We start from the raw sequence: 10,366 nt of genomic DNA on the forward strand, positions 1-10,366 counted from the left end.
CTCATTCCCCGCCCGGCCAAACGCCGTCACAATCCCATTGATCCCATCACCCGGATACGCAAAAACCTGCCCCACACCCCACTCACGCAACCGCCCCAACAGGAAATCCGCAACCGTCTCGGACATGTCGTGTGTCCTTTCGCGCGAAGAGCAACCGTGCCGACGCCGCGACCGCCGCGCCGAAGACCGCGAGTACCCCGGCCTTCGCCGCGATGCCGGGCTTCGGCGGGCGTGGCGCGTTTTCTGGCTGTTCGTCGTGGTGGGCCGCGGCGAGCAGTTCGGCGAGGTGCATGCCTTCATGCCCGCCGCTGTCGAGTTCGTGGATCTGGGTGCGGCAGCTGAATCCGTCGGCGAGCACGGCCGTGCCGTCGTCGAGCCGCCGGAGCTCGGGCAGCAGCACCCGCTCCGCGCACGCCTCGCTCACCTCGCCATGTCCCGGCTCGAAGCCGAAATTCCCGGCGAGACCACAACATCCGGAGTCCAGCCGCTCGGCGTCGACCCCGGCGCGGTGCAGCAGTTCGCGGTCGGCGTCCCAGCCCATCACGGCGTGCTGGTGACAGTGCACCTGGGACACCGCCCGCACCGGCTCGGTGAACGCGGGCGGCCGGTAACCCGGTGAATGCGTGGTGAGCAGTTCGGCGAGCGTGACCGTCTGCTCGCCCAGTCGGCGCACGTCGCGGTCCTCGGGGAACAGTTCCGGCCCGTCGGCCCGGAACACCGCCGTGCACGACGGTTCCAGTGCGAGCACGAGCCCGCCGTCACGCAGATGCGGGGCGAGCGTTTTCACCGCGCGGGTCAGCACTCGTTTCGCCGTCGCGAGCTGTCCGGTCGAGATCCAGGTCAGCCCGCAGCACACCGGCTCGGCAGGCATCGTGACGCGCCAGCCCGCGGCCTCGGCGACCTCGACCGCGGCCATGCCGATGTGCGGATGGAAGTGGTTGGTGAAGGTGTCCGGCCACAGCAGCACCGTTCCGCGGGTGCCCTCGCCGCGCGGACCGCGCCGGGCGAACCACTGTTGCAGCGTTTCCCCCGCGAACAAAGGAACTTCCCGGTTTTCCACTCCGGCCGCGAACGTGGCGAGCCGGGACAGCGGCGGCGTGTGCGTCACCGCGTTGACGACGCGGCCGAGCTTCGTCCGGCCGACGAGCTGTGCGGCCACGGGCAGCCAGCCCAGCGCGAGATGCGCACGCGGCCGCCGCCACTGCCTGCCCTCGTAGTGATGCGCGAGGAATTCCGCCTTGTAGGTAGCCATGTCGACATTGGCCGGACAGTCGGTCTTGCATCCCTTGCACGCCAGGCACAAATCGAGCGCTTCGCGCACATCCTCCGAACGCCACCCGTCCGAGACAGGGCTGTCTCCGTGGCCGTTGAGCATCTCGAACAGGAGCCGGGCCCGGCCGCGCGTGGAGTGCTCCTCCTCCCTGGTCACCTGGTAGGACGGGCACATCACCTGGCCGGCCTCGGTGACGTGCTGACGACAACGGCCCACGCCCACGCACCGGTTCGCCGCCTGCGCGAACGATCCGCCGTCGTGCGGATAGCGGAAGAACAAGTCCTGCGGGGCGGCCGGCGACCAGTCCCCGCCGAGGCGCAGATGCGCGTCCAGCGGGGCCGGGGCGATGACCTTGCCGGGGTTCATCCGGTTGCCCGGATCGAAGATCGCCTTGAGCTGGCCGAACGCGCGGGTGATCTCCGGGCCGAACATCCGCGGCAGCAGCTCGCCCCGGGTCTGCCCGTCGCCGTGTTCACCGGACAGCGATCCGCCGAACTCCACCACCAGATCGGCCGCGGCCTCGAGGAACCTGCGGTAGGTCGCGACGCCTTGGGCGGTATAGAGGTCGAAGGGGATCCGGGTGTGCACGCAGCCCTGTCCGAAGTGGCCGTACAGCGCGGGCCCGGTATCGCTGGCGTAACCGAACTCCTCGTACAGTTTCTGCAGCCGCCGCAGGTAGTCGCCCAGCCGTTCGGGCGGCACGGCGGAGTCCTCCCAGCCTTCGAACGTGTCCGCGCGGTGCGGCACGTGCGCCGTGGCGCCGAGGCCCGCCTCGCGAACCTGCCACAGTTCCTTCTCGTGCCCGGGATCGTCGAGCACGGCCACGTTCGGATCGTGTCCGGTGTCGCGCAAGGCATCCAGCAGCCGCTGCGCGCGCCCGTCGGCCTCGTCGGTGGTGTCACCGCCGAACTGGACCATCAGGAACGCCTGTCCCTCCGGCAGCTCGCGCAGCGCCCGCGGGTTGAGGTTCTTGAGCTGTTCGTCCCGGATCAGCTTGTGGTCGAGGCCTTCCAGCGCGATCGGCTCGTGCGGCAGGATCGCGGGCACCGCGTCCCCGGCCCGCTGCACCGACGGGTAGCCCAGCACGACCAGGGTGCGCTCGCGCACCACGGGCACCAGTTTCAGCTCGGCGCGTAGCACGGTGACCAAAGTGGACTCGCTGCCCACCAGCAGTCCCGCGACGTCGAACCCGTGTTCGGGCAGCAGCGAGTCGAGGTTGTAGCCGGAGACCCGGCGCGGGATGTCCGGGAAGCGGGCCCGGATCTCGTCGGCGTAGGTGTGGCGCAACCGGCGCAGCCCGCGGTAGACCGCGGCCCGCGGATCGCCGCGGCGTTCGATGGCCGCGTAGTCCTCGTCGCTCGTCGGCCCGCACCAGAACCGGGTTCCGTCGTAGCACAGCACTTCGAGCGCGGCGATGTTGTCCACGACCTTGCCCGTGCGCTGCGCGGTCGCGCCGCACGAGTTGTTGCCGATCATGCCCCCGAGCGTGCAGTTGGGATGGGTCGCCGGTTCCGGCCCGTAGCGCAGGCCGTGGGGCGCCAGCCGGCGGTTGAGGTCGTCGAGCACGATGCCGGGCTGCACCACGCACGTCCGGGCCTCGGCGTCCACCGACTCCAGCCGGTCGCAGTATTTCGACCAGTCGATCACGACGGCGGTGTTGGTGCACTGCCCGGCGAGGCTGGTTCCGCCGCCGCGAGACAGGACCGGCGCGCCGTGCTCACGGGCCACCGCGATCGCCTCGACGGCCGCCTCCGGGGTGCGGGGTACCACCACTCCGATCGGTACCTGGCGGAAGTTCGAGCCGTCGGTCGAGTACGCCGCGCGGCTGCCGGCGTCGAACCGCACCTCGCCGTCGACCCGGTCACGCAGGTCGACCGCAAGCGCTTTCGGATCGGCCACGGCCTCCTCGGCGTATCCGACGACGGGGTCCGGCAGTTCGGTCGTGCTCACCGTGGCCTCCTCTGCTTCCACCACGTGGCCATCCCGGCGGCGCCGGCCGCCGCGGCGGCGCCGAGCAGGGTGTGATGCCGCGACATCCAGGCCTGCGCGCTGTGTGGTTTCGCGGTCTTGTCGAAGGCGCCGTGCGCGCCGTGGTCCACGCCGTCGGACCCGTCGGCGGGCCGCCACAGGTTCGCGGGCTGACGCGGATCCCGGGGCCGCTCGGTCTGCTGTCCGGAGAAACCCGTCTTGGCCAGGTACCGGTCGAGCAGTCCCGGTGCGACGGCGTTGGCCAGCAGCGTCGCGGCGGTCGACCCGCCGACCCAGTACTCGCGGCGACGCGGGTGGTCGGCCGCGAAATGCACCGCTCTGGCGGCCACCTCGGGCTGGTAGATCGGCGGGACCGGCCGGGCGCGTTTGGGCAGCCGCGAGAGCACCCAGCGGAACTGGGGCGTGTTCAGTCCCGGCAGCTGCACCATCGTCACCCGGACACCCGATTTGTCGTGCAGCAGTTCGCACCGCAGCGATTCGGTGAAGCCCTGGATCGCGTGTTTGGCGCCGCAGTAGGCCGACTGCAGCGGGATGCCGCGGTAGGCCAGCGCGGAGCCGACCTGCACGATCACCCCGTCGTCGCGGGGCCGCATCCGGGCCAGCGCCGCTCGCGTCCCGTTGACGAAGCCGAGGTAGGCCACCTCGGTCACCCGGCGGAACTCCGCCGCCCCGATCTCGGTGAACGGGGCGAACACCGAGGTGAACGCGTCGTTGACCCAGACCGCGATCGGACCGAGCTCGGCCTCGACCCGGTCCGCGGCCTCCTCGACCGCGGCCTCGTCGGCCATGTCCACCGGTATGGGAAGGGCCTGCGCCCCGGCGGCCTCCACCTCGGCCGCCGCGGCGCGCAGTCCTTCGTCGCCGCGCGCCAGCAGTGCCACGCGGTCACCGTGTGCCGCGAACTCCCGTGCCGTGGCGCGCCCGACACCGGCGGTGGCCCCGGTGACCACCACGACGCGCCGCTCCTTGCGATCAGCCATCAGTTCGCTCCCTCCTGCCGCGTGGCTTACCCTCGTTTGCGTGACGCAAACATCGGTGACGGAGGAGGAGGTGGGCACGGCGCTGGCGGCACTACGCGCGATGATCTCGATCGGAGACGCGACGCTGGAGCGCGCCACCGGGAGCCTGACCCTGACCCAGTTCCGGGCACTGCGCGTGGTCGTCGAGCACACGCCCGTCACCGGCACGCGGGTCGCCGCCGACCTGGGGATGAACCCGTCTTCGGTCACCCGCGCGTGCGACCGGCTAGTGACACTCGGGCTGCTGTCACGGGCGAGGAACCCGTCGAACAGACGCGAGACCCTGCTCGCGCCCACCGCGAAGGGCCGTCAGCTGGCGGAGCAGGTCAACCGCGACCGGCGCAGGGTGCTTGCAGGCATCCTCGACCGGCTCGATCCGGACTCCCGCGCGGCGGTCGTCGCCGCGTTCGCGCTGTTCACCGACGCCGCCGACGGGAAGGACTGAGCGCCCGAAGCCGGGACTCGTAGGACTGTCAGGGCCAGGACAACGGCCGCGCGATCACGCACACTCGAGGTATGGAGTCGTGGGAGTTCGGCAGGCTGGTCCGCCGCCTGCGTGATCGCGTGGCGCCCGAAACCGTCGGTCTGCGGCCGGGCGGGCGCCGTCGGGCGAGCGGGTTGCGCCGCGAGGAACTCGCCGGGCTGGCCGGTATCTCGGCCGACTACCTGACCCGGCTCGAACAGGGGCGGGCCACCTCGCCGTCGGCACAGATCGTGGAGTCGCTGGCGCGTGCCCTGCGAGTATCCGATGAGGAACGCGACCTGCTGTACCGGCTGGCCGGGCACGCCACACCCGGGCGCGACGTCGTTCCCTCGCGCATCACCGCGAGCGTGCAGCGCCTGCTCGATCGCCTGGCGAACACACCGGTCGTGGTCTACGACGCCACCTGGACGCTGCTCGTCGCCAACGCGCCCTACGACGCGCTCATGGGCGATACCTCGACCTGGCGCGGCATCGAGCGCAACGCCGTATGGCGCAACCTCGCCGGCCCCGGCACCCGCACCGTGCACAGCCCGGAAGAGAGGGCCGAGTTCGAGGCGCAACTGGTCGCCGATCTGCGGCTGACCGCGACGCGCTACCCGGCCGACCTGTCGCTGAAGCGGCTCGTGCGCGAACTGTCCGCGGCGAGCCCGCGTTTCGTGGAGCTCTGGGAATCCGGCGGCACCGCACTGCCGAGGGAGACGGGGAAACACAAGACCATCGATCATCCCGCGGTAGGCCGTATCTCGCTCGACTGCGACACCCTGATCGTGGCCGGCGACGACGTGCGCATCATGGTCTACACCGCCGAGCCCGGCACCGAGGACGCCGAACGGCTCGCGCTGGCCGTCATTCTCGGCACGCAGACGCTCGTCGAGTAGCTACAACCCCATCGGGATGGGTTGGGCGGGAACCCCCTCGGTCAGCAGCGCGGTCAGGCATCCGGCGAGATCGCGCGGTGAGAACAGGTCCGGGCCGCGGTAGGACACGACCTCGGAGTGCGGCCACCACCGGAAGCCGCTGACCCCCTCGGCCGCGAGTTCCACATCGGACAGCGCACCGCGCGGGGTGAACGACGAGACGCGCAGGAAGTAGTAGTCGTTGACCGAACCGTCGTAGCCGCCCGCAAAACCGGGGGCGACGAATTTCTGGTGCCACACGTGCGGAGGTGCCTCGTCGAGGGCGAGTCCCACCTCCTCGCGCAGTTCCCGCCGCAGCGCCGCGATCGGTGTCTCCCCCGGTTCGACGCCGCCTCCCGGAGCGGCCCAGATCGTCTCGTCCGGGTAGGCGAACCGGCAGAGCAGGACGCGATCGGCCTCGTCGAGCAGGATCGCCCGGACGGCGTGGCGCAGTCTCGGACCGCCGTGATCCGGGGCGACGGCGGCGCGATGATCTTCCCCAGGCATGACGGAAAGACAACCACACGACGACGGGGGCGCCACGGCGGCGCCCCCGTTCTCGTGTGTCAGCCCCACTGTCCGGGTACGTAGTCACCCGCCGGGTTGCGGCTGATGACGTTGAGCCGGTTCCACGCGTTGATTCCCGCGATCTGCGCGACCAGCGCGCCGATCTGGTGGTCGTCGTAGTGCTTCTGCACCTGCGCCCAGGTCTCGTCGCTCACACCCTGGTGCGCGTCGGCCAGCCGCGTGCCCTCTTCGGCCAGCGCGAGCGCGGCGCGCTCGGCCTCGGTGAACACGGTCGCCTCACGCCACACCGCGACCAGGTTGAGCCGCACCGCGGTTTCGCCGTTGTGCGCGGCGTCCTTGCTGTGCATGTCGGTGCAGTAGGCGCAGCCGTTGATCTGGCTCGCGCGCAGGTTCACCAGCTCCCGTGTGGTCTTCGGCAGCACGTCGTCACCGGCCGCCCCGGCGCTCGCCAGCCGCTTGGCGAACTTGCCCGAGACCTCGTTCTCGTAGAAATTGAAGCGGGCTTCCATGACATCTCCTTGCCGGATCGTTGCTTTCACCGACATGACGAGATGGCCCGGAAAAACCTGACAGGCAATCGAGGTGACGCCGGTCACGTCTTCCGGTGCACGCGGCGGTACGCCGAGGGCGGTGTGCCGTAGTGCTCCAGAAACGCCTGCCGCAACGTCTCGGTCGACCCGAAGCCGCACCGGCGGGCGACGGCCGAGAGCGGCAGATCCGTGGTGGCCAGCAGTTGCGAGGCCGCCTCGGTGCGCACCGCGCGCACGTGTTTTCCCGGCGTGCGGCCAAGATGTTCGCTGAACAGGCGGGTCAGCTGGCGCACGCTGAGCCCGGCGCGGCCGGCGAGTGCCGGTGTGCTCAGGTCCTCGTCGAGCCTGCCAGCGATGTGTGCCGCCAGGTCCGCGATGACGCGGTTCTCCGGCGGCGGCGCTGCCAGGAACATGCTGACCTGCGCCTGGTTTCCCGGCCGCTGCAGATAGGTGACCAGCGAGCGGGCGACCTCGCGTGCCAGGCTCGGACCGTGGTCCTCCTCGACCAGCGCGAGCGTGAGGTCCAGACCACTTGTGACACCAGCTCCGGTGTAGACATGACCGTCGCGGACATACAGCGGCGACGGGTCGACCGTCACCTCGGGATAGGCCCGCGCGAGCCGGCCGGCGTAGCGCCAGTGCGTGGTCGCGCGGCGGTTGTTGAGCAGGCCCGCCGCGGCGAGCACGGTCGCGCCGGTGCACACCGACGCGACGCGCCTGCTCAGGCCGGCGACCCGGCGGACGTGCGTGATGAACCGAGGGTCGCGCGCGGCGTCCTCGTGACCGGTGCCGCCCGCGACGATGAGCGTGTCGAGCGGCTCACGAAGCCGGTCCAGGCGTAGCTGCGCGGCGAGGGTGAGCCCGGACTGGCACCGGATCGGCTTGCCGTCGAGACTGGCCAGCCGGATGTCGTACCGCGGCCGCGCGCCGTGCCGGTTGGCCACGTCCAGCACGTCCGAGGGACAGGCGATGTCGAGCAGTTCCGCGTCCGGGAACGCGACGATGACGACGGACCGGCTCATGGCGCCAACCCTACTGGCCGTCTGACTTGGTTCGCAGGTTTTCGGACATCGGCGCTCCGCGTCCGCGGCGGCCCGGACACGCTGACAGCCATGAAAACCATTGCCTTCGTGCTGTATCCGGGCATCACCCCGCTCGATCTCGTCGGGCCGCTGGAGGTCATGACGGTGTTGTCGACGGTGTCGCCGGACTACGAAACGGTCGTCGTGGCGGAGCGGACCGGGCCGATGGAGACCGAGACCGCGGTGTCGCTGAGCGCGAGCCACACCTTCGAGGAGGTGCCCGACCCGCACGTGCTGATCGTGCCCGGCGGCAACGCCCCGACGATGCGCGCGATGACGGACGAAAAGCTGCTCGGTTACCTGCGCGCGGTTTTCCCGGCGATGCTGGGCTCGGTGTGCACGGGCGCGCTGATCGTGGCCGCGGCCGGCCTGCTGAAGGGCCGGGAGGCCACCACACACTGGGCTTTCCTTGACACGCTTGAGGAATTCGGCGCGATCCCGGTGTCGCGGCGCTGGGTCGAGGACGGTCCGGTGGTGACCGCCGCCGGGGTGTCCGCGGGCATCGACATGGCGCTGCACCTGGTGACCCGCCTCGCCGGGGCGGAGATGTCGCGCATGATCCAGTACGGCATCGAGTACGACCCCGCACCCCCGGCCGGCCCGCTGGACTGGCGCAGCGCCCCACGCGAGTTCTTCACCGGATTCGCGCGGGCCCGTGGTGTCGGAGGGCCTGGCGGACCACGACTCCCTGCGCGGGAGGATGCTGGGCAGGCTTTGAGCGTGCTCACCGCCCCGTTTCCGAGTGCGCGACAGTGCGAACACTTAGATGCTGCGGTTCCGAAGAGGCGCCCTATGGGCGTGCAGTCGATGCGGGCGTCAACCCACACCCTCCAAGCGCCGCAGCCGGCCTTGAAGCTGCGATCGCAAGTCGTCCCGTTCATCGAAGAACGCGACATCCGTAACCTGGCCGAGTTCGTCGAGCAACGCGGACGACCAAGCGTCCCGCGTGCCTGCCGCCACCGCAAGTACCCGATCCCGCGGCACCTTCGTATGACTGAAGACGTAGTAGCAATGTTCGGCAGCTTGTTCTCGGTTACTCGCCCCCATCGCCTGTACGTACACGCGTCGTTCGTGGTCGAGCCCGACAGCGGCCGTCACCTGCCGAGTCCGGCCCGACGTCTGCGGCAAGGGCGCATTGGGAGTGACCTGTTCATTGGCCCGTGCAATCGCATTCAGCTGACTCACAACACGATCGCGGAATTGGACGGGGCGGCGGTCAGTTGCAAGCCATCGCAATTGGTCGACTCGGAGCGCGGCCTCAGCAACCATCAGCACGAGCCGACCGATCTCGTCGACCGTGCCCCAAGCTCCAACGATGCCTTCCTCCGCAGCCAGAGACTTCACTCCAAGGGCCGCGACTGAGCGGTTCCAGGAGTCGGCGACGCGGGCGTTCTGCAGATCAACGTCAGCCATGTGCAGACGCATTGCCGTGGTGCCCTGGTCGGTCACACGGACGCCGCCCTCGAACGGCTCAGCGAACAACGTGATTTGGTCGTCGTCGTAGAACGCTAACGGAAGCGTGATGAGATGACCGTGACCGTACGGCTTCACATCCAACTGGTCATTGACCAGTGACAGTACTGACGTGCTGATCTTGGCTCCATCCATCTCCCTCACCTCCCTGGCTCCGTCCAGTATCCCTCTGGCAACTCGATGAAGCACTCGGAAGCGAATGCTTCGAAAACTGCTCGGTATGTACCGGGAGCGACGGTTGGACCTAACGGTACTGCGGGTATGTCATCCGGTATATAGGCGCTTTCGGCACCATTGGGTACGTAGGTGTGCTTGTGCGTCATGTCGGGCGGGAAGCCCCGATGGGTCTCGTTGGTGTCGAGGCGCCGCACCGGTACCCGGTTGATCAAGTACTGGACGTGAATCCGATCTGGCCTGGCGTCGGCCACATACATGCGGAGCATCCCCGTCTCACAGTCCATGACCTCGGTCCGGACATCGATAACAGCCTGTCGCGTTTGCGGCCTCAGCCGCGACCAGGTGAGCTGTCCGAGCGCCTTCGCATGGCCCAAGTCCGACAGCAGGGTCTCGATGGCGGATGTCGACACCGCGCCTGCGTCGTACTTGGGCACAAGCCCCTCCATCCAGGCTGTTTACAGCCTTCTGACGAGGACAACCGCTCTGTCTACACGCTGTTGTACAACGTTAGCCCACGAACAGTCGCTGAAGCTGGAACAACACCGAGCGCGTGGTCATGCATGTGCTTACATCGTTTGCTCACCGCCCCAGCTCACGCACCACCCGGGCCGGATTCCCGGCCGCCAGCACGCCTGGCGGCAGGTCACGGGTGACGACGCTGCCCGCGCCGACCACGGTGTTGTCGCCCACGGTCACGCCGGCACAGACGATCACGCCGCCGCCGAACCACACGTTGTTCCCGACGGCGATCGGCTCCGCGCGCTCCCAGCGCTCGCGGCGGCGCTGGTGGGTCTGTCAAACGAGCGGTGTAACTCGGGTTGAAGGGGAACTACTTGCGTCCGGCGGCCAGACGGCCGTCGAAGGCGATCTCGAACGCGTTCAGCGCGGGTTTCCACCGCATCGTCCAGCGTTTCC

At 69.4% G+C, this 10,366-nt stretch carries 9 protein-coding genes and 1 pseudogene; 3 read left to right on the forward strand and 7 right to left on the reverse strand.

Annotation, left to right across the window (positions count from 1 at the left end):
* Positions 1–82: 82 nt before the first annotated feature.
* On the reverse strand, positions 83–3,223 hold the full coding sequence (locus HFP15_RS41690; protein WP_168524078.1) for an FAD-binding and (Fe-S)-binding domain-containing protein: 3,141 nt from the start codon (positions 3,221–3,223) through the stop codon (positions 83–85).
* Positions 3,220–4,242, reverse strand: coding sequence for an SDR family oxidoreductase (locus HFP15_RS41695; protein ID WP_168524080.1), 1,023 nt, complete (start codon positions 4,240–4,242; stop codon positions 3,220–3,222). The genes HFP15_RS41690 and HFP15_RS41695 overlap by 4 nt, the downstream gene beginning before the upstream one ends.
* Before the next feature lie 40 nt (positions 4,243–4,282).
* Between HFP15_RS41695 and HFP15_RS41700 the strand changes: the two genes are divergently transcribed.
* Positions 4,283–4,726 carry a MarR family winged helix-turn-helix transcriptional regulator gene (locus HFP15_RS41700; RefSeq protein WP_312872010.1) on the forward strand — a complete coding sequence of 148 codons (444 nt, stop codon included), beginning with the start codon at positions 4,283–4,285 and terminating at the stop codon, positions 4,724–4,726.
* Positions 4,727–4,797: 71 nt separating this feature from the next.
* On the forward strand, positions 4,798–5,643 hold the full coding sequence (locus HFP15_RS41705; protein ID WP_168524082.1) for a helix-turn-helix transcriptional regulator: 846 nt from the start codon (positions 4,798–4,800) through the stop codon (positions 5,641–5,643).
* Here HFP15_RS41705 and HFP15_RS41710 read toward each other — a convergent pair whose 3' ends face one another.
* From HFP15_RS41710 to HFP15_RS41720, 3 genes are all read right to left on the reverse strand, one after another.
* Positions 5,644–6,168 (reverse strand): NUDIX hydrolase, encoded by a 525-nt coding sequence (locus tag HFP15_RS41710; RefSeq protein WP_168524084.1) that lies wholly within the window; start codon positions 6,166–6,168, stop codon positions 5,644–5,646.
* Positions 6,169–6,227: 59 nt separating this feature from the next.
* Entirely contained in the window at positions 6,228–6,698 is a 471-nt protein-coding gene (locus tag HFP15_RS41715; RefSeq protein WP_168524086.1) for a carboxymuconolactone decarboxylase family protein, read from the reverse strand.
* Positions 6,699–6,781: 83 nt separating this feature from the next.
* Positions 6,782–7,741 (reverse strand): GlxA family transcriptional regulator, encoded by a 960-nt coding sequence (locus tag HFP15_RS41720; protein ID WP_168524088.1) that lies wholly within the window; start codon positions 7,739–7,741, stop codon positions 6,782–6,784.
* Between the two features lie 90 nt (positions 7,742–7,831).
* On the opposite strand from HFP15_RS41720, the gene HFP15_RS43295 reads away from it, so the two are divergent.
* The gene (locus tag HFP15_RS43295; protein WP_246272566.1) at positions 7,832–9,163 is read left to right on the forward strand and encodes a DJ-1/PfpI family protein; all 1,332 of its coding nucleotides are present in this window, start codon (positions 7,832–7,834) and stop codon (positions 9,161–9,163) included.
* Positions 9,164–9,414: 251 nt separating this feature from the next.
* Here HFP15_RS43295 and HFP15_RS41735 read toward each other — a convergent pair whose 3' ends face one another.
* Both HFP15_RS41735 and HFP15_RS41740 read right to left on the reverse strand, forming a co-directional pair.
* Positions 9,415–9,885 carry a hypothetical protein gene (locus HFP15_RS41735; protein WP_168524091.1) on the reverse strand — a complete coding sequence of 157 codons (471 nt, stop codon included), beginning with the start codon at positions 9,883–9,885 and terminating at the stop codon, positions 9,415–9,417.
* A gap of 145 nt (positions 9,886–10,030) precedes the next feature.
* A pseudogene (locus HFP15_RS41740) lies at positions 10,031–10,246 on the reverse strand (DapH/DapD/GlmU-related protein); the annotation flags it as partial.
* Between the last annotated feature and the right edge of the window lie 120 nt (positions 10,247–10,366).

This window comes from Amycolatopsis acididurans, assembly GCF_012328925.1.
In the GTDB taxonomy this organism is placed as follows: domain Bacteria; phylum Actinomycetota; class Actinomycetes; order Mycobacteriales; family Pseudonocardiaceae; genus Amycolatopsis_E; species Amycolatopsis_E acididurans.

Bases quoted from the DNA above. Each gene is read 5' to 3' on its own strand.
- HFP15_RS41720 (WP_168524088.1), bottom strand. From the start codon at position 7,741: ATGAGCCGGTCCGTCGTCATCGTCGCGTTCCCGGACGCGGAACTGCTC.
- HFP15_RS41705 (WP_168524082.1), top strand. From the start codon at position 4,798: ATGGAGTCGTGGGAGTTCGGCAGGCTGGTCCGCCGCCTGCGTGATCGC.
- HFP15_RS41710 (WP_168524084.1), bottom strand. From the start codon at position 6,168: ATGCCTGGGGAAGATCATCGCGCCGCCGTCGCCCCGGATCACGGCGGT.
- HFP15_RS41715 (WP_168524086.1), bottom strand. From the start codon at position 6,698: ATGGAAGCCCGCTTCAATTTCTACGAGAACGAGGTCTCGGGCAAGTTC.
- HFP15_RS43295 (WP_246272566.1), top strand. From the start codon at position 7,832: ATGAAAACCATTGCCTTCGTGCTGTATCCGGGCATCACCCCGCTCGAT.
- HFP15_RS41695 (WP_168524080.1), bottom strand. From the start codon at position 4,242: ATGGCTGATCGCAAGGAGCGGCGCGTCGTGGTGGTCACCGGGGCCACC.